At 44.7% G+C, this 24594-nt stretch carries 31 protein-coding genes; 16 read left to right on the forward strand and 15 right to left on the reverse strand.

All coding sequences use genetic code 11. The annotated features are described in order from the left end of the window. Window positions 1–266: 266 nt before the first annotated feature. Window positions 267–1718 (reverse strand): GTP-binding protein, encoded by a 1452-nt coding sequence (locus K4039_RS09210; RefSeq protein WP_265234862.1) that lies wholly within the window; start codon window positions 1716–1718, stop codon window positions 267–269. Between the two features lie 436 nt (window positions 1719–2154). Between K4039_RS09210 and K4039_RS09215 the strand changes: the two genes are divergently transcribed. The 3 genes from K4039_RS09215 (at window position 2155) to K4039_RS09225 (ending at window position 3594) form a co-directional block, all read left to right on the forward strand. Beyond that, a complete protein-coding gene (locus K4039_RS09215; protein ID WP_265234863.1) occupies window positions 2155–2982 on the forward strand; it encodes a CPBP family intramembrane glutamic endopeptidase in 828 nt (275 codons plus the stop codon). Window positions 2983–3053: 71 nt separating this feature from the next. Then, window positions 3054–3272, forward strand: a complete 219-nt coding sequence (locus K4039_RS09220; protein WP_265234864.1) for a DUF433 domain-containing protein — start codon at window positions 3054–3056, stop codon at window positions 3270–3272. Between the two features lie 166 nt (window positions 3273–3438). Further along, window positions 3439–3594, forward strand: a complete 156-nt coding sequence (locus K4039_RS09225) for a hypothetical protein (RefSeq protein WP_265234865.1) — start codon at window positions 3439–3441, stop codon at window positions 3592–3594. Window positions 3595–3681: 87 nt separating this feature from the next. On the opposite strand, the gene K4039_RS09230 is transcribed toward K4039_RS09225, so the two are convergent. The 4 genes from K4039_RS09230 to K4039_RS09245 all read right to left on the reverse strand — a co-directional run bounded on the left by K4039_RS09230 (window position 3682) and on the right by K4039_RS09245 (window position 6825). After that, the gene (locus K4039_RS09230) at window positions 3682–4059 is read right to left on the reverse strand and encodes a HEPN domain-containing protein (RefSeq protein ID WP_265234866.1); all 378 of its coding nucleotides are present in this window, start codon (window positions 4057–4059) and stop codon (window positions 3682–3684) included. Further along, a complete protein-coding gene (locus K4039_RS09235; protein WP_265234867.1) occupies window positions 4049–4513 on the reverse strand; it encodes a hypothetical protein in 465 nt (154 codons plus the stop codon). The genes K4039_RS09230 and K4039_RS09235 overlap by 11 nt, the downstream gene beginning before the upstream one ends. Window positions 4514–5036: 523 nt before the next feature. Then, window positions 5037–5660: a formylglycine-generating enzyme family protein gene (locus tag K4039_RS09240; RefSeq protein WP_375339796.1), complete on the reverse strand. Its 624-nt coding sequence runs from the start codon at window positions 5658–5660 to the stop codon at window positions 5037–5039. 127 nt (window positions 5661–5787) lie between these two features. Then, window positions 5788–6825, reverse strand: a complete 1038-nt coding sequence (locus K4039_RS09245; protein WP_321161588.1) for a serine/threonine-protein kinase — start codon at window positions 6823–6825, stop codon at window positions 5788–5790. 56 nt (window positions 6826–6881) lie between these two features. Here K4039_RS09245 and K4039_RS09250 point away from each other — a divergent pair, with 56 nt between their 5' ends. Next, complete coding sequence (locus K4039_RS09250; protein ID WP_265234868.1) at window positions 6882–7193, forward strand: S-layer protein; 312 nt, start codon at window positions 6882–6884, stop codon at window positions 7191–7193. Between the two features lie 180 nt (window positions 7194–7373). Here K4039_RS09250 and K4039_RS09255 read toward each other — a convergent pair whose 3' ends face one another. The 4 genes from K4039_RS09255 to psbH all read right to left on the reverse strand — a co-directional run bounded on the left by K4039_RS09255 (window position 7374) and on the right by psbH (window position 8908). After that, window positions 7374–7640 carry a DUF3146 family protein gene (locus K4039_RS09255; protein ID WP_265234869.1) on the reverse strand — a complete coding sequence of 89 codons (267 nt, stop codon included), beginning with the start codon at window positions 7638–7640 and terminating at the stop codon, window positions 7374–7376. Continuing rightward, window positions 7637–8299, reverse strand: a complete 663-nt coding sequence (gene pth / locus K4039_RS09260) for an aminoacyl-tRNA hydrolase (protein ID WP_265234870.1) — start codon at window positions 8297–8299, stop codon at window positions 7637–7639. Before pth ends, K4039_RS09255 begins: the two co-directional genes overlap by 4 nt. Further along, a complete protein-coding gene (locus K4039_RS09265) occupies window positions 8300–8557 on the reverse strand; it encodes a TatA/E family twin arginine-targeting protein translocase (protein WP_265234871.1) in 258 nt (85 codons plus the stop codon). It lies immediately after the preceding gene. Between the two features lie 147 nt (window positions 8558–8704). Continuing rightward, a complete protein-coding gene (gene psbH, locus K4039_RS09270; RefSeq protein WP_006633692.1) occupies window positions 8705–8908 on the reverse strand; it encodes a photosystem II reaction center phosphoprotein PsbH in 204 nt (67 codons plus the stop codon). A 211-nt stretch (window positions 8909–9119) separates the two neighbouring features. Between psbH and psbN the strand changes: the two genes are divergently transcribed. The 9 genes from psbN (at window position 9120) to K4039_RS09315 (ending at window position 16205) form a co-directional block, all read left to right on the forward strand. Further along, window positions 9120–9251, forward strand: coding sequence for a photosystem II reaction center protein PsbN (psbN, locus tag K4039_RS09275; RefSeq protein ID WP_265234872.1), 132 nt, complete (start codon window positions 9120–9122; stop codon window positions 9249–9251). A gap of 306 nt (window positions 9252–9557) precedes the next feature. Continuing rightward, complete coding sequence (gene aroC / locus K4039_RS09280; RefSeq protein ID WP_265234874.1) at window positions 9558–10658, forward strand: chorismate synthase; 1101 nt, start codon at window positions 9558–9560, stop codon at window positions 10656–10658. 1 nt (window position 10659) lies between these two features. Next, window positions 10660–11571, forward strand: a complete 912-nt coding sequence (locus K4039_RS09285) for an MBL fold metallo-hydrolase (protein ID WP_265234875.1) — start codon at window positions 10660–10662, stop codon at window positions 11569–11571. A 164-nt stretch (window positions 11572–11735) separates the two neighbouring features. Further along, window positions 11736–12002 carry a hypothetical protein gene (locus tag K4039_RS09290; protein ID WP_265234876.1) on the forward strand — a complete coding sequence of 89 codons (267 nt, stop codon included), beginning with the start codon at window positions 11736–11738 and terminating at the stop codon, window positions 12000–12002. A gap of 368 nt (window positions 12003–12370) precedes the next feature. Further along, on the forward strand, window positions 12371–13366 hold the full coding sequence (locus K4039_RS09295; protein ID WP_265234877.1) for a lipase chaperone: 996 nt from the start codon (window positions 12371–12373) through the stop codon (window positions 13364–13366). Window positions 13367–13378: 12 nt separating this feature from the next. Continuing rightward, on the forward strand, window positions 13379–13525 hold the full coding sequence (locus K4039_RS09300; protein ID WP_265234878.1) for a hypothetical protein: 147 nt from the start codon (window positions 13379–13381) through the stop codon (window positions 13523–13525). 644 nt (window positions 13526–14169) lie between these two features. Continuing rightward, on the forward strand, window positions 14170–14808 hold the full coding sequence (locus tag K4039_RS09305; protein WP_265234879.1) for a class II aldolase/adducin family protein: 639 nt from the start codon (window positions 14170–14172) through the stop codon (window positions 14806–14808). A 199-nt stretch (window positions 14809–15007) separates the two neighbouring features. Continuing rightward, window positions 15008–15562, forward strand: a complete 555-nt coding sequence (locus K4039_RS09310) for an Npun_F5560 family protein (RefSeq protein ID WP_265234880.1) — start codon at window positions 15008–15010, stop codon at window positions 15560–15562. After that, window positions 15555–16205 carry a hypothetical protein gene (locus K4039_RS09315; protein ID WP_265234881.1) on the forward strand — a complete coding sequence of 217 codons (651 nt, stop codon included), beginning with the start codon at window positions 15555–15557 and terminating at the stop codon, window positions 16203–16205. The genes K4039_RS09310 and K4039_RS09315 overlap by 8 nt, the downstream gene beginning before the upstream one ends. A 98-nt stretch (window positions 16206–16303) precedes the next feature. Here the strand turns inward: K4039_RS09315 and K4039_RS09320 are convergent, their stop codons facing one another. Beyond that, a complete protein-coding gene (locus K4039_RS09320) occupies window positions 16304–16648 on the reverse strand; it encodes an STAS domain-containing protein (RefSeq protein ID WP_265234882.1) in 345 nt (114 codons plus the stop codon). A gap of 348 nt (window positions 16649–16996) precedes the next feature. Here K4039_RS09320 and K4039_RS09325 point away from each other — a divergent pair, with 348 nt between their 5' ends. Together K4039_RS09325 and K4039_RS09330 are read left to right on the forward strand one after the other, a co-directional pair. Continuing rightward, complete coding sequence (locus K4039_RS09325) at window positions 16997–17620, forward strand: DedA family protein (RefSeq protein ID WP_265234883.1); 624 nt, start codon at window positions 16997–16999, stop codon at window positions 17618–17620. Between the two features lie 206 nt (window positions 17621–17826). Beyond that, window positions 17827–18444 (forward strand): Uma2 family endonuclease, encoded by a 618-nt coding sequence (locus K4039_RS09330; protein ID WP_265234884.1) that lies wholly within the window; start codon window positions 17827–17829, stop codon window positions 18442–18444. A gap of 61 nt (window positions 18445–18505) precedes the next feature. Here the strand turns inward: K4039_RS09330 and K4039_RS09335 are convergent, their stop codons facing one another. The 5 genes from K4039_RS09335 to K4039_RS09355 all read right to left on the reverse strand — a co-directional run bounded on the left by K4039_RS09335 (window position 18506) and on the right by K4039_RS09355 (window position 22773). Beyond that, window positions 18506–19405: a type IV pilin-like G/H family protein gene (locus K4039_RS09335; RefSeq protein WP_265234885.1), complete on the reverse strand. Its 900-nt coding sequence runs from the start codon at window positions 19403–19405 to the stop codon at window positions 18506–18508. An 84-nt stretch (window positions 19406–19489) separates the two neighbouring features. Then, on the reverse strand, window positions 19490–19912 hold the full coding sequence (locus K4039_RS09340) for a type II toxin-antitoxin system Phd/YefM family antitoxin (protein WP_265234886.1): 423 nt from the start codon (window positions 19910–19912) through the stop codon (window positions 19490–19492). A 4-nt stretch (window positions 19913–19916) separates the two neighbouring features. Further along, the gene (locus tag K4039_RS09345; protein WP_265234887.1) at window positions 19917–20507 is read right to left on the reverse strand and encodes a Uma2 family endonuclease; all 591 of its coding nucleotides are present in this window, start codon (window positions 20505–20507) and stop codon (window positions 19917–19919) included. Between the two features lie 59 nt (window positions 20508–20566). Continuing rightward, a complete protein-coding gene (locus K4039_RS09350) occupies window positions 20567–21256 on the reverse strand; it encodes a Uma2 family endonuclease (protein ID WP_265234888.1) in 690 nt (229 codons plus the stop codon). A 314-nt stretch (window positions 21257–21570) separates the two neighbouring features. After that, on the reverse strand, window positions 21571–22773 hold the full coding sequence (locus tag K4039_RS09355; protein WP_265234889.1) for an argininosuccinate synthase: 1203 nt from the start codon (window positions 22771–22773) through the stop codon (window positions 21571–21573). A 327-nt stretch (window positions 22774–23100) separates the two neighbouring features. Here K4039_RS09355 and K4039_RS09360 point away from each other — a divergent pair, with 327 nt between their 5' ends. Next, entirely contained in the window at window positions 23101–24039 is a 939-nt protein-coding gene (locus K4039_RS09360) for a glycosyltransferase family 2 protein (protein ID WP_265234890.1), read from the forward strand. The last annotated feature ends 555 nt before the right edge of the window (window positions 24040–24594 follow it).

Genomic DNA, 24594 nt, shown 5'->3' on the forward strand with positions numbered 1-24594 from the left:
AATTTCATTGCCAGTTGAGACGGCGGTTGAAACCGCATCTAGACAGACAAAACCTGCCTCCGCATGAAGAGTGAGTGGTTGAAATCACGTTATTTTCTTTAGTCGGCGGAGGCAGACTTCGTTTGTGTAGACGCGGTTTCAACCGCCGAGTCTTGTTAACTGAAGCCTAAATTTTTCCAAGTATAACGACAAATCAATTGCCTTGTGGGGTGGGATTATAGCCCGCCCATAAACAGATTATTAAAAACAAGCAAGTCCCAAAACAATCAATGAGATTGATGTTTTTCCCCACTCCCCAAATTCAACTTAGCCCGCAACTCATCCTTAATCCGATTTAAAATAGAATCCTCATCCAAAGAAGACAAAATCTTGCTCACCACAGCCTTCGGCCCATCATCTCCCCAAGAAGCACCATTAGCCAAATAAGCCTTAGTAACTTGACCGATTCCGTAGCAAGAAACCCCAGCAATTGCAGCTTGAGTCACAGCCACAGAAATATAAGGCCCCAAAGCCAAACCTCCCGTCGCCGGTGTCGCCAAACCCAACAATCCTTTCAAAGAACTCAAACCCAAATTAGCCAACAATTCGCCCGCAGTAATTCCCCCCATACTAATCGCAATCTTTTGCAGCAACTCCACCGCCCCCGCTTCTGTCATCGCAATGCCGTAAACTTTAGATAAAGTTAATATCATCACCACATCAATTACCGCACCGCTAAGAATATCAACTACAGTAACTGGATTTAGGGCGATCGCCACAGCTTTAGTCATTACGCCATTCCAGATAATGCGATTAGCAGCATCATCTCGAATTTCCATTTTTCGCTGTACTAACTGCTCATTAATATCTCCCGCACAGAGCATCGTATTCAGCGCCACCAAAGACTTGCCTTCGCGGTCTAAAATCTCCAAAATCTTTAATTTTAAATCTTGCACTTGTGGCAAACTGCGCGTCATTTTGACTCCCATACTGCCATCGGGACGGCGCACCGCCTGCGCTGTCAAAGGTGAAGCCGCGGACATCACAATTTCATCGGGAGATAACAATTCTCTCACGCGATCGTCGCGAATTTTATGATAAATTGCCAGTCTATCTGCATCGGGATACTGGTCAATTTTATTAAAGACTAATAACATCGGTTTTCCGGCTTCCCGCAACTGCGAAAGTGCTTGATATTCCACTTTCGTAATGTCGCCAGCAACTACAAACAATATCAAATCGGCTTGTTTAGCGACGCGGCGGGCTAAAAGTTCGCGAGTTTCGCCGTCAACTTCATCTATTCCCGGTGTGTCGATTAATTCTACTTGCGATAAACGGTAAATAACAGGCGAAAGTCGATCGGGTAAACCGTCATCAACACCATCTCCGACATCCCACTGGCCAATAGTTGTGGTACGAGTCACCCCGTGAGTAGGGCCTGTTTCAAACACATTTTGACCGAGTAGCGCGTTCAAAACCGAAGATTTTCCCCTTCCTACCATCCCAAACACAGCGATTTGCACGCAAGCGCGCTCTAGCTTGTCCAGCATGGTTTCCAAGCCGCCAATTTCCGGCTCCAGTCCAGTTCGCTCTTGTGCTGTCAAGTCGAGATTTTCTACTATATCTCGCAGAGCATCTTTAGCGCGGCGCAGGTTTAGTTCTGCTTGAATGTCTGCGAAACTTAATATTGTGTCGTCTAATTCGCGATCGACATTTGAGAAATCCGATACTTCAGTCATTGTTACCTGATGTTATAGCTTTGCTTCACTTAAAGTTTTAACCGATATGATGCTATTCTAGCTTTTTCTGTGGGCTTTGTACATTGGGGACGGGATAATGCTCGTGAGTGTCAACTTAAACCTGACAACCCTTGTATCTGTCGTTAATAGCCGAGGCCAGATCCCCCTAAATCCCCCTTAAGAAGGGGGACTTTGAGTGTTTCCGGTTCCCCCCTTCTTAAGTTCGTTAATAGCCTAGGCCAGATCCCCCTAAATCCCCCTTAAGAAGGGGGACTTTGATCAGAATCTTGTCCCCCCCTTTTTAAGGGGGGCTAGGGGGGATCTGGCCTCGGCAGCAAACAGAAGTATATGAATAAGTTTGACATTAAGTTTACACCAGCGAGCAATGTTATGCCCATAAAAATGTCATGTCAAATCCATTTAATTTACAACAATAATGATTAACACCAACAAAATAGCAAAGTATCCATTTCTATTACGAATAATAATTTTTCTCTTAATCTTAGCAGCAATCTGGCTGCCCGTCGCCGCCCCAATTTATCTCTTAGTTAAAGATAGGAACCTCGCAACTATTCTGACAATGGGATTGTTGTTTGTCGAATTTCTGTTCCTAGTGCCGCGCTGGGGAAAACAGGTTTACGGACAAACGCAATTACTCAAAAGTTACGGTTTAGTCAATACGCGACAAAACGGTTTTGAACTTTTGACTGGATTGGCGATCGGGCTTTCGATCACTTTCACCCTATTTTTAGTGCAAGGACTGTTCGGTTTTGTCTCATGGCAAAATTCTGATAATTTGCCTCGAATCATCGCAGAAGGGCTATTAAGCGCCCTGGGAGTGGGTTTTGCGGAGGAGTTAGTATTCCGTGGTTGGTTGCTCGACGAGTTGCAGCGGGATTACAACAATCAAATTTCTGTGCGGGCGAATAGCCTGGTATTTGCCCTATCTCATTTTATCAAACCTGTGGCGGCGATGTTGCGGACTTGGCCTCAGTTTCCGGGCTTGTTGTTGTTGGGTTTGATACTGGTTTTGGCAAAGCGAAGCCGTCAAAATAGGCTGGGTTTGTCGATCGGGCTTCATGCAGGTTTAGTCTGGGGATACTATATAATTAACGTCGGTGAGTTAGTACGATATTCTGGCTCTGTCCCGGATTGGGTGACTGGAGTTAACGGCAATCCGTTGGCTGGGGCGATCGGGCTTTTGTTTTTGAGCGTGTTGGCTGTGGGAATGCGACAGATGTCGGAACAGTCCAAAGGTTCGTAGCTCGTAGGGGCGGTGCCCCCGTGCCCGCCCGAATTTATCGCAGGCGACACACCCTACAACTACTTAGGCTTATGTCTCAGAATTTTCAGATAATTAGCATTTCTGATGAAATTATGGGCGGAACTCCTGTTTTTATTGGCACTAGGGTTCCTGTTCAAACACTTTTTGACTATTTAGAAGCCGGAGAGTCAATTGATGATTTTTTAGAGGGATTTCCCACTGTAACTAGGGAGCAAGTAATTGCTCTGTTGGAAGTTCTGAGAAAACAATTGATGGCAATGGTGGCGTAGAATGAAGTTGATATTGGATGAGTGTATCGATCGCAGATTGGCAAAAGAGTTTGTGGGCTATGAGGTGAAAACAGTTCCACAGATGGGATGAGCCGGAATTAAAAATGGTCAACTTCTGGCTCTAGTAGAAGCAGAGTTTGATGTTTTTATTACAGTCGATCGCAATTTGTCATTTCAGCAAAATCTGCCACAGTTTAACATTGCCGTGGTTGTTTTGCAAGCATCGTCTAACCGCTTGGCAGATTTGAAGCCAGTGGTGCCAAATATTTTAGCGATTTTAGCTAACGTAGTTAAAGGTAAAGCTACAGTTGTTAGTGCGTAAGCGCGATATTTGGCTCCATGACTCCACCGGCTGATGAAGCAAGAAACCCGACTCCAGCAAAAAAACATTATCAGATTAAATTGATATTTAGAGATTACTTAGGTTAGAAATAATTTCTTGAGAACGCTTGATCGCAATAGTAGCAATCGCAGATAATAAGGGAAAATTATCGTCATAATCTGCTTGATTTCGATAGCGGCGCAACACTGCTAAATTATCGGCGATTAATTGATATCTTGAGTCAGGATTAATATCAAATTCTTGCCAAACATAGCGGTTAACATCGCTAGTTTTTGGCAGGGAATGACTTTGTTTATCTCGCAAATAGTTCCGCGCTGAGATAAAAGCAGCATAATAGGAACGACTGATAGCATCCCTCAATCGCGCCTCCTGTTCAGCAGGAATAGTTGCTTGACCAGCAAGTTCTTTTGCTAAATTTAGGTATTGCGACCAATCAAAACTCATCAGTGTATTCCAAAATTGTATAAAAATGCTCCCGAATTTCGTGGGATAATCCCCTCGACCAATTTTTACGCAATTCGTCTTCTCTATCCATTGCTGCATCGGGTTCGAGGTCTGTTAAGATGATTGAGAGAACCAGATGAATATAGTTAGGAATTTCCGGGTCATTGATGACTTGAAGTAATAGTTTTTGTTTGGGAAAATAAGGGCTAATCTGAACGGGTGCGTCTAGGACAATGGGAAGTAGAAACGGATATTTGTTGATAAATTCAATGACTTCTGTTTTGTCTCGGAAAATGTATGATTTTTCTAGGGTTTCGATGTCTGATTGGGAAATGAGGAACGGCGCGACTCTGGGTGCTGATATCTTTTGTAAGATTAAGGATGCTATGGCATTTTGTTCTGCTTCGGGTAGTTGAGAGACAGTGGCAAAACTTTCTGCTAATAGGTTATTCATTTTATAAATCTCCTCTGCGACTATTCGTGAGAAAAATCAATATTTCTAATTATAATCTGTTCATGGGTGAATCTGAAAAAAAAATTATACCATTTTTCTAAAATCGTGCAACACTCTTCGACCCCCCCTAGCCCCCCCTTGTAAAGGGGGGGAACAAGAATACTGTTGCATTTTTTTTTAAAATTGGTATTAGTTTACTACGCTGGAACCCATCCTAAATCAGTACCAACTCCTCCGTAAATAAACCAGACTATTTCAGCAGACTTGTCTCTACAGAAAGTATTGACACAGTGACAGTGATTTTCCCAAACAAGACTTACGCGCAGGTGCCCAGAAACCGGGTTTTTTGCGATATCCTTCGCTGTACTCCACAGATTAAGTAAAAAACCCGGTTTCTTTGTCGGGAGTTCATCCACGAGTGCAAAAATAAATCGAGTCACCAGAGACGACCAAAAAAGTGAAAAAGAAAAAAGAGTAAAGAGCAAAAGGGCAAAAGAGCAAAGAAGAGTCCTCGCGGGGAAAACTAGGACGACGAAGAAACCAAAGCAACCGCTACGCGAAAACCCCTGAACCTCCACCTGTAGTCCGCCAAGCCGTAGTTACGATAGGCACTCCGGCAATGAACCGCATAGTAGTTCCAGGAACCACCACGCTGCACCCGGTTTTTACTATCTCCACCACTTTCCCAAGCACTTCCGTCAGTCGGCGCACCGCTATAATTATCGTGCCAAACATCTTGACACCATTCCCAGACATCCCCGTGCATATCATAAAGTCCAAAGCTATTAGGCGGAAAACTACCCACAGCAGTTGTTTTTTCACGATAGATTCCCTTCGGTGTCGAACCGTAGGATTGATTCCCCTTATAATTAACTAAATCCGGGGTAATAGTGTCCCCAAAATAAAAAGGTGTAGTGGTTCCTGCACGACAAGCATATTCCCATTTTGCCTCACTAGGCAATCTATAATTGCGTCCAGTAAGTTGAGATAACCTAGCACAAAATTCTATAGAATCATCCCAAGATACTTTCTCAACAGGCAAATCATCACCTTTAAATTTAGACGGATTGGGATTGAGGTCAATCTTGACTTTCGGTAAACCTGCCACAGCCCGCCACCCGACCTGAGTTATTTCATAATTTCCCATACCAATACTTCGGACAGTTTTAGATATAGTCGAGTCTCCGAAACCATTGCTGGCTATATTTTGGATTATTTTTTCAATGTTTAAGTTCAGCCCTAAGTTTCAGAAAATGCGTAAAAAAGGGCAGGGCTTAGTCCGTAAGGCTTACAAGGCCATTAAAAAACCCTCCGAAGAATTGCCATACAAAAAGTAAAAAAATGAGCGACATTAATAACAGTATGGTGTTGAAAACTAAACGGATAAGTCCTAATCCAGCTAAACGGACGAATTGTAAAAAGCCTCGCCTTGTCGGCGGCGGTGGCGGTGGTGTTGGTGTCGGTGTCGGTGCCGGTGGTGGTGTAGGAGGCGGCGACAAAGATAAAATTGCTTGCAATGCTTGCTCTGCATTTTGATAACGCTGACTGAAATGGTCGCGCACCATTTTATCTAACACATTTGCTAAATTATTACTGACTTGCGCTTGATTTCGCCAAATAATTTCTCCCGTCTGCGGATCTTCTGGTAAGGTATAAGGAGCTTGACCAGTCAATGCTTGAATCCCAATCATCCCCACTGCATAAATATCGCTACACAGTTTAGGTTTGCCCTTCGCTTGTTCACTGGGCATATAACCCGAAGTACCAATGCCAACGGTGAAGCTAGTTTGTCCTTGAGCATTAACAACCATTGTGCTAATTTCCTTGACCGCTCCGAAATCAATCAAGATAATTTTACCATCTTGGCGGCGCATTAAATTAGCAGGTTTCAAGTCGCGATGAATCACATTTTGCTGATGAACAATGGCTAAAATTGCTAAGATATCGTGCAATAATTTAATACTATAGGATTCGCTTAATTTTTTTCCTAGAATCAGTTCTTTGGTAAGGTCATGTCCTTCGATCAAATCTTGCACCAAATAAAATTCGCCATTTTCCTCAAAGTGGGCGGAAAGGCTGGGGATTTGGTCGTGTAGCTTACCCAATTTATACAGGGTTTCGGCTTCTTTGTCGAACAAGCCTTTGGCAATTAGTAAGTCGGCGGGTTTTAGGCTTTTCGGTTTAAGATGTTTGACAACGCACTGGGGCTGTCCGGGTAAGTCTAAATCTTTGGCGAGGTAGGTGTCGCCAAAAGCGCCTTGTCCCAAGAATTCGATAATTTGATAATGATTGCGGAGGGTACGATCCAGCATAGTATTCAGGGAATGCAGTGGAAGTTAGGATATATTGTCGCACAAAAAGTAATGAGATGCTTAAATTCAGAATCGTTGCCGCATTTATACTGCTAATTAGTGCCAGTTGTTCAACTCCCGCACAATCACAAAATCCTGCACAAGTAAAGCCAAATAACTCTTTAGTTCAACTCCAGCCAACCCGCGAACAAATCCTCAATGCTTGCGTGATCAATCGCGCGGAAACTCTGCCAAATCCTTTTACGGATGTGCCATCAAATCACTGGGCTTACAAAGCTGTTTTGACGATGTATTATTGCGGCGCTTACCGAGAAGCAACTGCACCTGCTTTAATTCAAGAATTGCTCGAATCACCACAAATCAATTGACTATCCCGCATTTCATCAGAGGCCAGAAACCGGGTTTTTTACGACAATACTTGTTGAAAATCATAAATCTCGTAAAAAACCCGGTTTCTTAGTTCGCAGTATCAAGGCCAAAGAAACCGGGTTTTTGAGAGTTTTAGGGTGTGGTAACGAAGTATTTCGTAAAAACCCGGTTTCTGAATATTAAAACTGAGCCCGAACCGTGAACGAATAATCGCCACCTGGTTCAAGCTGATAATCCCATTTTTCCAGAAAACGGTGCAGCGGTTCTTGAATCAATGCCCTACCCTGAGATGGTTCAAGAATCAGTGTTTTTTCCTCCCGAAAACGCCATTGAAAGTGCCACTCAAAACTGCCGGCAGTCACTTCACCTTCAATCGTGCCTTTTAGCCAAGATTGACCCGTAACTCGGACATGGGCTGTAGTTTCCGGCAAACGTCTCGAACTCACCTTTTTGTTTCCGCGCTTGTTTCTGCAATGGTACGATTGTTGTAAAGACTCATGGCTTTTTCTACTCCCTGATGGAGGCTAAGTTCCACAGCTTCTACAACTAATTTAAGCATTTTTTCTACTAATTGACTTTCCTCTGAGGAAAATTTTCCTAATACGAAGGAAATCGTATCTTTGTCGTTTTTAGCAGGATCGTTTTGAGGTTTGCCAATGCCAATCCGCAATCTGGGAAATTTGTCGGTGCCCAAATGAGCAATTGTCGATTTCATACCGTTGTGCCCGCCCGCTGAACCGGCCAGCCGCATTCTCATTTTGCCGATCGGCAAATCCATATCGTCGTATACTACTAATACGGACTGTGGAGGTATTTTGTACCAATCTGTGGCCGCCCGAATCGATTGGCCAGACAGGTTCATGTACGTCAGCGGTTTCAGCAAGCGGATTTTCTGTCCCCGCGGCCGATTTCCCTCGCCAAATATTCCTTGAAATTTGCGGTTTTCTGACAGGGAAATTTGCCAAGATTTAGCGAAGGCATCTACTGCATTAAAGCCGATATTGTGTCGCGTGCGATCGTACTTTGGTTCAGGATTCCCCAAACCCACAATTAGCTGGGGAATTACTAACTCCGCTGGTGTTTCCGATTTCTGAGTGTTGTTCATCTAACTGTTTGTGCTATCTTCCTTAGCAGCAGCCGCGAGTTTTTCTGGTTCCGGCTTTTTGGTAGTTGCTACTGCTTCTTCTAGCTGCTTGGTTTCCCGCGTAAACTCCGACTCAAAATCCCGCGAAGCATCTTGAAAACCCCGAAGTGCTTTCCCGAAACTCCGACCAATTTCTGGCAACTTTTTTGGGCCGAATACCAACAGGGCGATGGTAAAAATCACTGCCATTTCCGGCAAACCAATGCCAAAAATATTCATTTTTTGTCTCCGGTAATTTGTTTAATTAGTTAGCATTTAATTACGAGGGACTAACGGGAAAGGGCAAGGGAAAATGGGAAAACTTAGCTTTTACCATTTCTCCTCCACCCTCAGCTTTTACTGTTAGCCTTAATTTTCGCTCAAATTCTAGCGGCCGAGACTCGACCAATCAACATCCACATTCTCTAGAATCAGAGAAGAGTTGTAGATTTGCAAAATAATCAACAAGAACACGAAAAACAATCCGATGAAAACGCTCATCAACAGGGTGGTTCCCCAACCTGGGGCTACCTTGCCGTATTCTGAGTTAAGGGGTTTGAGTATATCTCCTAACCAAGTCCGCTGTGCCATAAGTCACCTACAATGAATCTCTACAGAAAAGTTTGACATACTTCCACCGCTAATTGCGATCGCAATTTCTCAGAAATGCGGCAGGGGGACTGAAAACAGCGGGAGTGGGCTCGGCTGCCTTACCGTACTGCGCGTAAAATCACTAGACTTTTAGACAGATTGTTATTTTTTGTAATATTATAGAGGGGATCACTCATAATCGATCGCAAATATGGAACCAGCAGCAGTTCTCGGCATTTCTCTCGGTATCTGTCTGGTGGCAATCACCGGCTTCTCTATCTACACGGCTTTTGGCCCTCCCGCTAAGGAATTGAGAGATCCTTTTGAAGAACACGAAGACTAAAAAAGAAGAAAGTTCGGCAGCGGATTTTGTAACGGATGTAACGGATGGATGGATGTTCGGCAGCGGATGTAACTGATGTCAGAAAGAGGGAAGAAGAGATTTTCACAGTTTTCCTCTTCTGGCAATTCCCTCCTCTCCCCTGTCCCTCGTAGATATTCTGCTACCGGGATGCGATCGAACTTCTGTGCTGCGATCGACCGAAAGCCCCCAGTCAATGCTATATTCTTCAGAAATACCCTAAATCTATATTTAAAAAATCTATCTTCCAGTTAACGTAAAAAATATCAATTTTCAGGGAAAAGCATTATGGGCAATAGCTTCGGGCATCTATTTCGGATTTCGACATTTGGGGAATCTCACGGCGGTGGTGTCGGGGTAGTCATTGACGGTTGTCCGCCCCTGGTTGCGATCGACGCTTCGGAAATTCAAGCGGAACTCGATCGCCGCCGCCCCGGACAAAGCAAAATTACCACGCCCCGCAAAGAAGCTGATACCTGCGAAATTCTGTCGGGCGTGTTTGAAGGCAAAACTCTGGGAACTCCGATCGCAATTTTAGTCCGCAATCAAGACACTCGCCCTCAAGATTACGGCGAAATGGCCACAACTTACCGCCCTTCCCACGCCGACGCTACCTACGATGCTAAGTACGGAATTCGCAACTGGCAAGGCGGAGGTCGAAGTTCGGCGAGGGAAACTATTGGTAGAGTAGCAGCAGGGGCGATCGCCAAAAAAATTCTCTTCCAAGCCGCAGGCGTAGAAATAGTCGGCTACGTTAAACGCATCAAAGACTTAGAATGCGTCGCCGACCCAGACACTGTTACCTTAGAACAAGTAGAAAGCAACATTGTCCGCTGTCCCGATGCCGACTGCGCCGAAAGAATGATTGAACTAATCGAAAAAGTTCGCGACAGCGGAGATTCGATCGGCGGCGTAGTCGAATGCGTCGCCCGCAACGTACCCAAAGGCCTGGGAATGCCCGTATTCGACAAACTCGAAGCCGACTTAGCCAAAGCGATCATGTCCTTACCCGCTAGCAAAGGCTTTGAAATTGGTTCGGGCTTTGCCGGGACTCTGCTCAAGGGCAGCGAACACAATGATGAATACTATACTGATGAACAAGGAGAAATTCGCACAGTAACGAATCGCTCCGGTGGAATTCAGGGTGGCATTGCTAACGGTGAAAATATCATTCTGCGGGCGGCTTTCAAGCCAACTGCGACAATTCGGCAGCAGCAGCGCACTGTGACCCGAGAGGGTGAAGCAACACTGCTAGCAGCCAAAGGACGGCACGATGCTTGCGTTTTACCAAGAGCTGTGCCAATGGTCGAAGCAATGGTAGCTTTAGTGTTGTGCGACCATCTGCTGCGCCATCACGGACAATGTGGAACCTTAAAGTCTGAATTTTAAAATGGAAATCAGCTTGTCCTCTGTAGTGGCAAATCCCGTTGATTGCCCTCAACCCTCCGAAGCAATAAAAGGTATAGATGATTTTGTAGTACAGTTCTGGGGCGTCCGGGGCAGTGTTCCGACACCAGGATCGGAAACTGTTCGCTACGGCGGAAATACTTCTTGTTTGGAAATGCGAGTCGGTGGAAAACGCTTGATTTTTGACGGCGGAACTGGCTTGCGGATGCTGGGAGACCAGTTGATGCAAGAAATGCCGATACAAGCTTATATGTTTTTTACTCACTACCACTGGGATCACATTCAAGGTTTCCCGCTGTTCGCCCCAGCTTTTATCCGCGGCAATAGGTTTGATATTTATGGGGCGATTCCGCCGGATGGAGATTGTCTGAAACGGCACTTCGTCGAACGGGTTCTGCACTCGAATTCGCCGGTGCCGCTTATGGGTTTGCCGGCAGATTTGAATTTTCACGAGATCAATCACAACCAGACGATGATGCTGGATGATATTGAGATTAGGACTGGTTCTCTTAATCACCCGAATACTGCGATGGGATATCGGGTGACTTGGCAGGGACGTTCTGTTGTTTACTGTTCGGATACTGAACATTTTCCCGATCGACTCGATGAGAATATTTATAATCTAGCCCTCGATGCTGACGTGCTGATCTACGATGCGATGTACACCGACGAGGAATATCACAACCCGAAGTCTCCGAAGGTGGGTTGGGGACACTCGACTTGGCAGGAAGCGGTGAGAATGGCTAAGGAAGCGCGGGTGAAACGGGTGGTGATTTTTCACCATGATCCGGCTCATACTGACGATTTTCTCGATCGCATCGCCGAAGAGGTACAAATCGCTTTTCCCAAGGCTGTCATGGCCCGCGAGGGTCTTATTTTGCCGATCGGCTTCTGAACTTTCGTCGGTACGATCAATCGTATCTTTGTCAAACCATCATTTGATGTGGAGCAGGTCTTGCGGCCTGCTCCACAACTTTTTTATTTTTAGCAATTACTGTTAGTGCGTGGTATAATTCTGGGCTAGTAACTTTTTAGGAAGAATATTTAAGTTTTTTTTGATTGTTTTACCCGCTCTTATTTGAGAATATCGGCAAAATTAGCAGTTGGTTAATCGCGATCGGGAGTTTAGCCGATCGATCCTGCGGGCTTGATGGCTTCGTTGAGCGTAATTGCGATCGGTTTGAATGTGCCGTCAGAAGAAGTATCGAGTTTGAGGGCATCTCAGATGAGAGCGAAGTGCCGTACAACCTGCGGGCGATCGCAGGATCGAGCAACAACGCACCCGCGCGATCGCTTCCGCAAAACGCACAGCAAGAAGTAAAATAATTGAAGGATTGCAGCAGGCGAAAAAGTGAAAGTTTTAAGTGTCAACAAACACGGCGAGGCTCCGCAAGATTTCACTCTCGCACGAGGCTCCCCTGATGGCAACAGACTTGGCTTGATCATCGTCATACCTGCAATTTTTTGAGTAATTCCTAAACAAAAAAGCTGAGGTTACAGTTAGGAAAAAACACAAGTTAGGTGCTTTTTTGGAAACATGAATATTTGCAACTCTGAAAAGCCGATCTGAGAGCTTTTCGCTACAATTTGAGTGATTTTTTCGCAGTCAATTTCATTCAAAAGAAAGAAACCATCGCTCTTTGGTTTGGGACTAGCTGCAACAGCAAAGTGAATGTTATGACTTGACTATCAAAATGGGAAATTTACGTTTTAGATCTTCATCAAATCAGTACAGATGGATTGCCCTAGGCAGTTTTGCTGTAATTATGGGTATTTCAGGGGCATTAGCCTACCGCCTAGCTCCGCTGCCGGGATTCCTGGCCCAAGGCACTCTGACTTCTAATAATCCGCCAGTAAAATTTTCGAGTACGGGCGCGACAATTCTCAAGCAGGGAGAGCAACTCACTCCCGATGTTTTGCTGGCAGATAATGTTGTCAAAGCAGTGGCAGATGCAGTTAAGCTGTCGCCTCAGCAAATTCGACAAAATGCTAGCGTCAAGATTTCTAAGCCGGAAGAACCTCTACAGATTGCTGTTGGGTATCGCTCGCTTGATCGGGATCAAGCAGTGCAAACGGCGGATATGTTGATGAAGGGCATGGTTGAAAAAAGCCGCCTGATTAATAGATATCGGTGGCAATCAGTCAATCAGTCGCTCAACCAACGCTTGGCACAAGTCACTCAAGACCTCAAACAAGCTCAGCAAAAACTCGACCAATACGAAAGAGAGCGCGCTCGCCTGTTGCAGCAAATGAAGCTTCAGCAAGACGTATACAACAAAACTCAACTGGCAATGGCGGATACGCAAGCGTCAGAAAAAGAAATGGTGAGCAGTTTTGCCGCCGCTACGGCGCCGCAAATTGTGGCGACGCCCACGAGCGATCCGACTGTGCCTCTAATTGTGGGAGTTGGCCTGCTGTTGGCGATTTTGGTGAGCCGCGGTTTGATTCCTTCGGTGGCTGATTGGCAGAACAAATCAGCTTTTCAGCGAGAAGAGAGCGAAAGACTCCAAAGTGCTTTGTACCGACTGATCAAAGAAGGCAGCGGCGAAATCACTCTGGTGCGGTTTGCGATGGAGACGCGGCTGTCGCCGGATGTCGCTCAGCGTTTTTTGAACCAACAAGCTGAAGTCTTTAATGCCAATTGCGAAATTAAAGACGATGGCAGCATTTTGTATCACTTCCACATTTAAAGGGCTGCGGGCGTGACTGCCCCACAAAAGAGTTTAGCCGATCGAGCAGTGGCTCGATCGGCTAAACTCTTTTGGGACAAGCACGATGTTGAAGCAATTACGGCTTCAGTTATCGCCGCTAGCAGAAAAATCAATATTAGCAAGGGTTTTAGCAATTAATCACGCCGCGGGCGATCGGCTAGCATTTGTGTTGATTTGGTAAACTTTTTTAATTTTGTGTTCCGCTCACTGAAAAATCAATATTAGCAAGGGTTTTAGCAATTAATCACGCCGCGGGCGATCGGCTAGCATTTGTGTTGATTTGGTAAACTTTTTTAATTTTGTGTTCCGCTCACTGAAATATTAGTATTATGAAAGTAAGTAAATTTACGGTTAATTTTACCTAAGTTCCCGGATCAAGGGCTACTTTCTCGTTAAGTATTGTTGAGGAGGCCAGCAACCTCAGTATAAATGCTGTACTCTTGAGCAATAAATTGTTGACGTATGTTAAATAGTTTCACATAAGAGACTAGATATAGCAACAGCCAAGAATAAAACTCCCAGCCGGAAAGCGTGCGTTTTTACATTCAACTTTTGCAATCACCTGTTGAGGCTAAATTTATGATGTTTGGAATAATTTGTTCTTCTTGCGTAGTATACTTTTTGCTGATGTCGATCGCTAATTACGGCGACACAGGAATGTAGATTATTTAAGGCACTCAGGCACTCTAGAAAGAAGGCAGCAGACAAAAAACAGTTTGACAACTTCGGTCAAGTCTCAGAATAAGACTTGTGTGTGGTGTACGGGCTAGGCAGAAAAATAGATGGATGAAGGAGTCGTTAAGTACCGCTGCGAATGGCAAGAGGCAGATCCTTTAGCTGCCGATAACATAGCAGATTTGATCGACTGGCGCGATCGACTCCACTCTTGGGGACTAATAGGCGTCTACGAAAATGGCATTGGTTTTGGTAACGTCAGCGTCAGACTCGACAATTCTTGCCAATTCGTGATTTCAGGCACCCAGACGGCACACTTGCCAAATCTGGGGCCTGATTTCTACTGTACTGTCACTGAATTTAACTTAGAACAAAATTTTCTCGGCTGCCGGGGCCCCGTACCAGCTTCGTCGGAGTCCCTAACTCACGCAGCCCTGTACCTTCACAGAGATGATGTGGGCGCGATAATTCACGTTCACAATCCTCAACTATGGCAGCAACTGCTGTTTAAGATTCCTACGACTAGAAAAGAAATACCTTACGGTACTCCGCAGATGGCCTTAGAAATGTTTAGACTTTTTGAGGAGGAGAATTTAGGCGATCGTAAAATTCTGGCGATGGCCGGTCACGAGGACGGAATTATCTGTTTTGGCAGTACCTTGGATGAAGCTGGCAAAGTGCTCTCGGCGGCGATCGGGTTAGACCTAGAGAGTCAAAAATTTGAGACTAAGGTTCAAAGCTACTAGATTCATCTGTGCAGTAAATCTAAAATCTCACATCGACTGACTTTGGTGCCTGATGTGAGTTAGACTGGCTTTGACCGTTGACATCTGGCAGATCGATCTAGCAGGCCCGGGTGCAAAATTTTTAAATTGCCTCTTGCCTCTGTGGTGAGGGAAAGATATTTTAAAGAAACACATTTTATAGCAAAAGCTGAGAGTAATCGTGAATCCAACTAAACTTGTAAGCTCAAAAGAACTGCAATCAGAGGTATCTCGTCTCACCGAAGAGCTGCAAATGCGCGACCAATTGGTGCAGCAGTTATCTCAAGAACTTTTCAGACTGGTGAAGGGAAATTCGAGTTTTGTGCCGGCGCCGGAAGTTTCCGATCGCCACCAAGCTCAAATGCAGGCAATGCGGGAACAACTGCAAGCTGTGGAAGAGCAGGTGGGTTTTTATCAGGAACAAATCGCCGATCGGGATACGGAGGTTTACCAACTGCGGCAATCGGTGCAAGAATTGACCGATCGCTCTAGAATGCTCGAACAAGTGGTTCAGGAATTGCCTGGGGTTTACCGCCAGAAGTTTGCCGAGCGGATCGAGCCGATTAAGGAAAAGTTGGATCAACTGCAAAAGGAAAACCGCCAGTTGCATATTGAGTTGCAGAGCGTGACTTACCGTCTGGCGATGCGGAATCGCAAGGCGAAAGGCCTGGATCTGCCGAGCGTCGATCCTGATGACGATCGCGGTATTCAAATGCCGAGCTTTGGCAATGTCTAAGGTTTTGATTGTGGCGGGCGATTCGCGGGGCCTGGCCGATTGTCTCCTGGAGGCGATCTCTCAATCCGATCCTTTAACTGAAGTCCTGATCTGCGGGGTTTCCGATCTCTATTCTGGTGCGATCGCCGATGGTGGATCGATCGTTTGTCCTTTGACGCTGGATGTGCCGTCGGATCTGGTTTTTCCGGGTCAAGATGTGTTTCGATTTGGCGCTAATGTTGTGGCGGCGCGCGATCGAGTGGCCCAGGAGTTACAAGTGCCCGTCGGCGATGGCAATTTTTGGCTACCGGTGGTGTTGACGGCAAAGGGGCCGCTGTATGCTGAGGCGATCGCTGCGGAATCTGACAAGTTGTCTGGCGAGTTGAGTTACCGTCAACCGCTGCATTTGTCGGATGTTTGGCGACAGCAGTTGTATGAGTTGGCTTTCGGGTTACTGAATCTTTTAAATGCACCACCGGCGACTTATTTGATGCAGTTCGGGTTCGTTGGGGAAAGGATTTGTTTCGATCGACTTTTGCCTTTTCCGGCTGCACCTGCGATCGCTTCTGTCGGCGTTCAAGTGCCGGATTTATTTGTCTGCCATTGGTATTGCTTGACAAATAAGCCGATTTATGATATGCAAATTACTTCTTGGTGTTCGTAGTGAGGACTTTATTCCTTTCTTGGCTAATAAATCAGGACTTGCATTCCCAACGATCGAACCTAGTTATGGGCAATTAACCGGAGATCGTATAATTTTTATCAAGCAACTAAAGCGGGAGTTGGTGTTGAGATAATTTGCTCGAAACTGTCAAAAATTTCAAAAAGTTGGTCGAGTTGAGTAAGTTCAAATATTAGCCTGACAGTGGCTGAGACGTTGCAGATGACGAGGCGGCATCCCCGGTGGCGGGCGGCGTTGAGTCCGCCGACTAGGGCGCACAAGCCGGAACTGTCGATAAAATCTACGTCGCCCATGTCAATTACCCAGAGTTGGGGGCGATCAGGCAAAATCTCGGCTAGCTGTTGCTGGAGGAGGCTGCCGGCTTCGGAGTCGAGGCAGTTTTGAGGTTGGAGGATGATGTGTTGGTTGAAGTTGGGAAATTCCATAGCAGTTATCCTCGGATTGTCAAGTATCAATAAGTGAGTTCGGTTGCTGCCAAAGTTGAGATCATCAGGGAATTTCAGCTAAGGTTCTAGGATGCGCGATCGCCCTTGTGGGAATCGGTGGCGATCGCCCTGGTGATAAATTTAGTAGGATGACGGGCTGGCGATGGGCTCAACGCAACCGCAACTATTCTCCATTCATCTATAATGCCCTAAAGGCTAGTTTTTTGTTGGGCGGGCGATCGCGAGTTTAGTGTGTTCTTAATCACAGCGAAGGATTGCACTATTGGCTGAATCGAGCCAAGATATAAATGTATTGAGCTTTGCAAAAGTTTACGAAGGCAGTATCGAATGTCTTTTGAGTTTTTATCGTTAGAGACTATTCAGCAATTTGCCCACGATTACGGCTACTGGGCGGTATTTTTGGGTATTTTGCTAGAAAATCTGGGAGTCCCTCTCCCAGGCGAGACAATTACTATTGCTGGTGGCTTTTTGGCTGGCAGTGGGGAACTGAATTTCTGGTTTGTGCTCGGAAGTGCGATCGCCGGTGCGACTCTGGGCGGAAATTTCGGATATGCGATCGGCAGATACGGCGGCTGGCCGCTGCTGCTGAAGCTAGGACAATTTTTCCGCTTTCGGGAAGAACAACTGTTTGACCTCAAAGAACAGTTTAGCAAAAATGCAGCTAAAGCGGTATTTTTGGGTCGTTTCATCGCACTGCTGCGGATTTTTGCCAGCCCCCTAGCGGGCATCGCAGAAATGCCTTTTTGGAAATTTTCGCTGTTCAATGTTCTGGGTGCAGCAAGCTGGGCATCTGTCATGGTAAGTTTGTCATACTTTCTAGGACAAGTTGTGTCTTTGGAAAAGTTGGTAGCTTGGGCGGCTCAATTTGCGGTATTTGCTTTACTTTTAGCAGTTGCTTGGATTGTAATTCCTATTTGGTTAGAGTCGCGGACTTTGGACAAGACTAAGTAGAGACACAACATTGTTGTGTGATCAACTCCGATACCGCCTAAGTAAGGACACAACAACGTTGTTGTGTCCTTATTTTTTGTATTGCTAAGACTCTCAGAAACCGGGTTTTTGACAACTCTGGGTACAGCGCAGAATTCTCGCAAAAAACCCGGTTTCTAACACCTAATGCGGTTATAATTGTGAGTACGATCGCACGAGGATGTACTATGACGGCATCAACAGAAATTCGCGAAGAAGTAGTTGAGAGTAAGTCACAGCGTTATTACTCTCCAACCGAGTATTTTGATTCAGAAGAAGCCGCAGAGTATAAAAGTGAATATCATCGCGGTCAAATAGTACCAATGGCGGCAAATTCCGCTAATCACAATATGATAGTAGGTGATTTTGTTACTCCTTTGAATTTTGCTTTTAAAGGACAGAAATATTATCATTTATTTGCTTTGGGTTTGCGTTTATGGATACCACAGAAGCAATTTTGTACTTATCCTGATGTGATGGTAGTTGCGGGTAAGCTAGAGTTTGCTGAGGGGAGGAAAGATGCGATTACTAATGTGGTGATGGTGGCTGAGGTTTTATCGAAATCGACAGCGAATTACGATCGTGGTGACAAATTTAAACTTTTTCGCACGATTCCTACATTCAGGGAGTATGTTTTGATCGATCAGTACGAGATGCACGTCGAACAGTTTTGTAAGAGGGATGACAATAAGTGGGTTTTGTCTGAGTATGATGGTGCTGATGCGGTTCTGGCGTTGAGTTCGGTGTCTTTTGAGATGTCTTTGGGCGAAATGTACGATCGTGTGGATTTTGAGTCTGAGGAGTGAGGAATGGGCTTTTGAATGCACTCAAGTAATTTCAAATATGCTATTAATCTAGTCCAGATTTTCAACGCACTATCGGCGAATAACCAAGAGGACATTGTAGCCCATCTTTAGAGTTGGTAACAACCGGTAATCCAGGAAGCTCTTTTGAAGGTTGATAGCTTTCACAAAATAGAGAAGATGTAGACTTACTGTCAGCATTGTTAACCCAAAAAACTATTCCTGTATAGTTTTTCAATCCATCTCTCTTTGCTAAACCAATTGATTGCACAAAACGCCCATCGTTGCTCAAAACAATACTATATGAATAACCTGCCGTCTCTGATTTTATACCTAATCCCAATTCTGGCAAAATAGACGTAAAACGTCCATTTTCAGCATAAAAAGCTTGTTGTCCTCTATTTATAGATGCAACATATTGTTTTCCTTCCGATTGTCTAGCTTGGTTGGGTTCTTTAAAATTAATTACTTTCACATTATCAGGCAATGTCGTTTTTTCAGATACTTTCTGAAAAATCCTGGCATTAGAATCAAAAGAAGTAGGTCGAGATGCTCGAATATTATTTAAGATTAAACGCAACTTACCATCAGCCGTAAACTCAAAAATTGTCCTTCCCGTAACTTGACCTCGTGTTAATATATCCAAATTCTTGGGTTGATGATTTACATCAGTCTGATATTCCATTTGTTTAGCAATAGTAGGCGTATTCCAAACAAATAACGTCCCTTCATTAGTAAAAATTAATGTTACAGAATTACCAGGAGTTTGTGTTTGCCATTGACCTATTAATTGTTTGGGAACAGACTGATTACCATTAGCCACAAAAGTTGAATTTGAAGAAGTTTCAGGATTTCGTGCCCTCCAGAATGCAAAGCAAGCTATGGCTAATACTACGATCCATCCTGGACTAATAAAAACTTTTTTCAAAGGTGAAATCTCAGGTCTTTTTTGAGGGGGAGTCATAGTAATTTACCATTTTTACAAAGCTTTGCTACACAAGAAACGTTAGAAGCTCACGATGGCACAGGTTCGTCGCGGTGAAATTGTCTATATGTAAGTTAGGAATTTTTCATAAATAGTTACCCTGCTTGTGCAGTCAAAATAACTTGATATTCTACAGGCTCCATTTTTAAGTGCTGTCAAAGGTTTAACTCGGCTTTTAACTATTGTTTCTCCATTCTGGGCTTGTTCGGTACCAGATCGCAACTGAGCCATAAATTCGCGATCGGAGAGAATTTCTATTGTTTCTAACAGAGATTCAAATTGTTTAAAACTGAGGGCAATTATTGCCGGTTTCCCATCCTTAGTGATGATAGCTGGCTCTGCTACTAAGTCATCCGGCCACTTTGGTAGTTGTTGTTGCGCTTCTGCAATTGTCAGGTATTTTGGCATATTTGCAATTATGTTTTTTTGCTCGAAAACTTCACCATTTTTATTATACCGCACTCGCCCTGTTTTCAAGCTAGCCACTCGTTCAATTCTCTATTTCCGCATCATTCCCAGCAAACACCACATCCTCATATATAGCATCCATACTCGTGCGAAAATGAACACTAGCTAAGCAAACTTCGCTTCCGGGCGTGTAAGACTGCAAAACCCACAACCCCTCAGCATTGCGCCGAAAACACTCCACTCGCTGCCGTTTTTGGTTAATTAATACGTACTCCTGAAGCGTTTCTAATTCCTGATAATCAGCAAACTTATCTCCGCGATCGAATCCTTCAGTTCCATCAGACAAAACCTCGACAATTAAACAAGGATATCTTTTATAAGATTGAAATGCTTTGTCCCGTTCATCGCAACTTACCATCACGTCGGGATAGTAGTAAAGATTCTTAGATTCAATCCTCGCTTTCATGTCTGACATATAAATACGGCAGCCACTACCCCGAACATGATTTCTCAACAGTGCAAATAAGTTGCCGGCGACAGTCACATGAGCATCACTCGCACCCGCCATTGCGTAGACTTCGCCCCGAATATACTCATGCTTGATGGGGCTGAGTTCTTCTAATTTCAGGTATTCTTCTGGGGAGATGTAATTTGGGCTTTTATTGGCAATCATTGCTTTTTCAGAATGAATTGTTTGATGATTCTAGTATCCGCGATCGTATTATACCACAATCATTCTGTTTTTAAGCTAGCAATCTGTTGAGCAAACCACATGGCTGCACTGCCATTTGTTTCTGCATTTAAGCGTTCCAAAGTTTGATTCAACAAACAAATTGGCAATCCTGAAAGTGCTAGAGAAGTCTCGCATTCCTGATACTTGCCGTTTGACTGCAACTGAAAGGCAAAAACTCGCAAACCTTTAACGTCAACTACCCAATATTCAGGAATTCCCAAATCGGCATAGAGATATTTTTTCTCATCTAAATCTATTGTTAAAGTTGTGTCAGCAATTTCGCCAACTAAATTAGGAACTCGCCACTGTTCTAAATTAATGTAACGCCGCTCTCCTGTTTGCCAAGTTGGGTATTCGCTCCCCACGTAAACCATTAAATCTGGTGATGCAGCTTGCTTTTTAGGTTTTTCTAGCAAGCAGCCGCCCAGGGAACTGTATATCTGTTCTGGTACTTGACTAAACCAGATAGCGAATAACATTGGAAACAAGTTATTGATGATGGCGTGATTGATTCCTTCTTTTCCCATATCAATGACTAAAAGCCGATCGCAATTAAAGCACAATCCGATGTGATCATTATCGTTGGGAGCATCGCGATAAGCCAAGTAATCTTCCCAAGTGGCGGTTTTACCTTGAGATGTAGTTGTCGTAATATCTGTTTGAATAACTCTTGATATTGAGGCGGTCATGGCATTTGCGGGGATTTTTAAATTATTCTATTTATACCTTAGCAAATGCGGTGCGCAGTGCACACCCTACGTACTTTAAATCAGGTGCGCAGCATTTAATTCTTCAGTCCGCGGAGGCGGACATTGTTTGTGTAGTCGCGGTTTCAACCGCCGACTCCGATCTTCAGTCCGCGGAGGCGGACATTGTTTGTGTAGTCGCGGTTTCAACCGCCGACTCTGATCTGCCGACTCTGATCTGCCGACTCTGATCTGCCGACTCTTATTTTTAGCAAATAAGGTGCGCACTGCGCACCCTACTAATTTTTAGCTAATTTCTAGCCTCTATTCTTCTCCGACCAAATGCGCGTTGGCAGTCCCCAAACGTAGACAAATCCTTCGGCCGCTTTATGGTCGAATTCATCCTCAGCGCCGTAGGTTGCTAAGTCGAAACTGTACAGCGAATACTCGGATTTGCGGCCGACAATTGTGGCATTTCCTTTGAACATTTTTAGGCGCACGGTTCCAGTTACTCGCTTTTGAGTATCCTGAATAAATGCGTCTAAAGCAGTTTTTAAAGGGTTGTACCAAAGACCATTGTAAATCATTTCGCTGTAGGTTTCTTCGATGCCGCGCTTGTATCGCGTGACATCTGCTGTCAAGGTCAAACTTTCTAAGTCTCGGTGCGCGTGCATTAATACTAAAATCGCTGGTGTTTCGTAAATCTCCCGCGATTTAATCCCGACTAGGCGGTTTTCAATCATGTCGATACGCCCGACTCCGTGATTTCCAGCTATTTCGTTGAGTTGGGTAATCAGGGCGACTGGTGATAATTCTTTGCCGTTCAAACTGACAGGCTTTCCGCACTCGAAACCGATTTCTATGTATTCGGGTGTGTTGGGAGTTTGCTCGATCGCCTTTGTCATCAAAAACACCTCTTCCGGCGGTTCCGCCCAAGGATCTTCGAGGATGCCGGCTTCGATCGCCATTCCTAACAAATTGCGATCGATACTATAAGGCGAAGACTTCTTCACCGGCGACGGAATCCCGCATCTTTCGCCGTAGGCGATCGTTTCCTCGCGGCTCATTTTCCACTCCCGCGCCGGTGCTAAAATCTTAATCTTGGGATTCAGTGCGCCGATCGACACATCAAACCGTACCTGATCGTTTCCCTTACCCGTACAACCGTGGGCGATCGCATCCGCACCGTATTTTTCCGCAGCTTCTACTAACAATTTAGCAATCAGCGGGCGGGCTAGCGCCGTAGAAAGCGGATACCGATTTTCGTAAAGCGCGTTAGCTTGAATTGCTGGAAACGCATAATCCTTGACAAATTCCTCGGTAGCATCGATTACCAACGATTCCGAAGCACCAGATGCCAAAGCTTTCTTGCGGATTGGTTCCAATTCGTCTCCCTGTCCCAAATCCGCCGCCAGAGTAATTACCTCTTCGACTCCCCACTCCTTCATCAAGTAAGGAATGCAGACGGAGGTATCGACTCCGCCCGAATATGCTAGCACAACTTTTTTAGCGCGACTCATTTGTATTTACATCCTGAATTTAACTTAATACGCTTGGGCCAGAGCCGATCCCCCCTAGCCCCCCTTAAAAAGGGGGGGACAAGATTCTTCTCAAAGTCCCCCTTCTTAAGGGGGATTTAGGGGGATCTCCGGGCCATAAACACTGTTAACCCAACCGTATTGGAATTTAACCAACTTTGTATTATGCACCTAATTGAGATCGATTCTTGTCAGCAATCGTACAGATTTAGATATTCTTTTTTTGCTAAGGTTGGCGATTTCCCGGCCTAGTTGCTGCGAAAAATCTGCTACCGTGGGATACGGTAACTGTGGCGATGGGGAAAAGTTGTGTTTTTTAGTGTTGTGATTCCGACGTACAATCGTAAACCGATTTTGGAAAAATGTCTACTGGCTCTGGAAAATCAGCAGTTTGGTAGTAGTGTCACAGATTATGAGGTGATTGTAGTCGATGACGGCTCGACGGATGGGACGATCGAGTGGTTGAGCACCGATGCCGAGTTTTTACCCCATGTGCGATCGATCGCCCAATCTCACCAAGGCCCAGCCGCCGCCCGGAATTTAGGCGTTGAAAATGCTAAGGGCGAGACAATTATTTTTATTGACAGCGATTTAGTTGTAACAAAGCATTTTTTACAAGCACACGCAGATGCTTTACTACAGGGCTACAAAGATACTGATGCGGTTTTTACTTACGGCAGCGTGATTAATACTTGCAATTTCGACAATCCCACCTCGGAACCTTACAAAATAACGGATTTTTCGGCGGCTTATTTTGCTACAGGAAATGTGGCCATCGCCCGCCACTGGCTGCTGGAAGCTGGACTGTTTGACAATCGCTTTCAACTGTATGGATGGGAAGATTTAGAATTGGGTGTCAGGTTGAAAAAATTAGGTTTAAAACTGATTAAATGTCCGCAGGCTGTAGGCTATCACTGGCATCCAGCTTTTAACCTAGATCAAATACCAGGCATGATTGACCGAGAAATTCAGCGCGGGAGAATGGGAGTTTTGTTTTATCAAAAACACCCAAGTTGGGAAGTAAAGCTAATGATTCAAATGACTTGGCTACACCAAATACTGTGGGGAGTTTTGTCTTTGGGCGGGATGCTGAATGAGCGGACGATGACTCCTTTTTTGCAGTGGCTAATTGACCAAGGCAAACCGCAGTTAGCTTTAGAAATAGCTCGAATTTTTCTGAATTGGTATAATGTTAAAGCTGTGTATGCTGCTTACGGTGAATTACAGGCTGATGCAAAAGTTTCATAAATTAGCCCGCCCAAACAACATATCACATACGATCAGAGCTTGTCAGGGCTTGTGTATTTGCTGAAAGAGAGTCAGTATATTTACGCAAAAAATACAAGTCCGAGCAATCCAATAAATACAGGTAAAACAGGGCTTTAAACATTGTAAAAGTTTGGCGTTTAATGTAAAGTTGCGTGCTGAGCCGGTGATTTGAGGAATATCGGCTGTTTTCTCGATCGCCTGGGATAATTTTATGCCCACAAATTTTAAAAATGCAGACATTCTTGATACAATTATTACAAATATCAGGGGTAATCTATCTTAGCGAGCGATCGGACAGTGCCACTGCCTCAAGCGAAAGGGATACTGAGAGTCTGATTTATGCTGCCATAGCTGATAAAAGCATCGCATACAGTCGCTCATTGACCGCCAGTCCTCGAAAAACAGGATGCCGAGCTGATTGAAACTTGTATTGCTCAAATCCGCGCCATAAATTAACCTCTACCAATACTCATGCTGCTACAAACTAATAGTTTTATGTACAAATAATTGTAGGATTTAATATTTAAGATTTGA

Origin of the sequence: Lyngbya sp. CCAP 1446/10 (assembly GCF_026130175.1) — a bacterium.
In the GTDB taxonomy this organism is placed as follows: Bacteria; Cyanobacteriota; Cyanobacteriia; order Cyanobacteriales; family Microcoleaceae; genus Microcoleus.

Bases quoted from the DNA above. Each gene is read 5' to 3' on its own strand.
- K4039_RS09210 (WP_265234862.1), bottom strand. From the start codon at position 1,718: ATGACTGAAGTATCGGATTTCTCAAATGTCGATCGCGAATTAGACGAC.
- K4039_RS09215 (WP_265234863.1), top strand. From the start codon at position 2,155: ATGATTAACACCAACAAAATAGCAAAGTATCCATTTCTATTACGAATA.
- K4039_RS09220 (WP_265234864.1), top strand. From the start codon at position 3,054: ATGTCTCAGAATTTTCAGATAATTAGCATTTCTGATGAAATTATGGGC.
- K4039_RS09230 (WP_265234866.1), bottom strand. From the start codon at position 4,059: ATGAGTTTTGATTGGTCGCAATACCTAAATTTAGCAAAAGAACTTGCT.
- K4039_RS09235 (WP_265234867.1), bottom strand. From the start codon at position 4,513: ATGAATAACCTATTAGCAGAAAGTTTTGCCACTGTCTCTCAACTACCC.
- K4039_RS09240 (WP_375339796.1), bottom strand. From the start codon at position 5,660: ATGGGAAATTATGAAATAACTCAGGTCGGGTGGCGGGCTGTGGCAGGT.
- K4039_RS09245 (WP_321161588.1), bottom strand. From the start codon at position 6,825: ATGCTGGATCGTACCCTCCGCAATCATTATCAAATTATCGAATTCTTG.
- K4039_RS09250 (WP_265234868.1), top strand. From the start codon at position 6,882: ATGCTTAAATTCAGAATCGTTGCCGCATTTATACTGCTAATTAGTGCC.
- pth (WP_265234870.1), bottom strand. From the start codon at position 8,299: ATGAACAACACTCAGAAATCGGAAACACCAGCGGAGTTAGTAATTCCC.
- K4039_RS09265 (WP_265234871.1), bottom strand. From the start codon at position 8,557: ATGAATATTTTTGGCATTGGTTTGCCGGAAATGGCAGTGATTTTTACC.
- psbH (WP_006633692.1), bottom strand. From the start codon at position 8,908: ATGGCACAGCGGACTTGGTTAGGAGATATACTCAAACCCCTTAACTCA.
- psbN (WP_265234872.1), top strand. From the start codon at position 9,120: ATGGAACCAGCAGCAGTTCTCGGCATTTCTCTCGGTATCTGTCTGGTG.
- aroC (WP_265234874.1), top strand. From the start codon at position 9,558: ATGGGCAATAGCTTCGGGCATCTATTTCGGATTTCGACATTTGGGGAA.
- K4039_RS09285 (WP_265234875.1), top strand. From the start codon at position 10,660: ATGGAAATCAGCTTGTCCTCTGTAGTGGCAAATCCCGTTGATTGCCCT.
- K4039_RS09295 (WP_265234877.1), top strand. From the start codon at position 12,371: ATGGGAAATTTACGTTTTAGATCTTCATCAAATCAGTACAGATGGATT.
- K4039_RS09305 (WP_265234879.1), top strand. From the start codon at position 14,170: ATGGATGAAGGAGTCGTTAAGTACCGCTGCGAATGGCAAGAGGCAGAT.
- K4039_RS09315 (WP_265234881.1), top strand. From the start codon at position 15,555: ATGTCTAAGGTTTTGATTGTGGCGGGCGATTCGCGGGGCCTGGCCGAT.
- K4039_RS09320 (WP_265234882.1), bottom strand. From the start codon at position 16,648: ATGGAATTTCCCAACTTCAACCAACACATCATCCTCCAACCTCAAAAC.
- K4039_RS09325 (WP_265234883.1), top strand. From the start codon at position 16,997: ATGTCTTTTGAGTTTTTATCGTTAGAGACTATTCAGCAATTTGCCCAC.
- K4039_RS09330 (WP_265234884.1), top strand. From the start codon at position 17,827: ATGACGGCATCAACAGAAATTCGCGAAGAAGTAGTTGAGAGTAAGTCA.
- K4039_RS09335 (WP_265234885.1), bottom strand. From the start codon at position 19,405: ATGACTCCCCCTCAAAAAAGACCTGAGATTTCACCTTTGAAAAAAGTT.
- K4039_RS09345 (WP_265234887.1), bottom strand. From the start codon at position 20,507: ATGATTGCCAATAAAAGCCCAAATTACATCTCCCCAGAAGAATACCTG.
- K4039_RS09350 (WP_265234888.1), bottom strand. From the start codon at position 21,256: ATGACCGCCTCAATATCAAGAGTTATTCAAACAGATATTACGACAACT.
- K4039_RS09355 (WP_265234889.1), bottom strand. From the start codon at position 22,773: ATGAGTCGCGCTAAAAAAGTTGTGCTAGCATATTCGGGCGGAGTCGAT.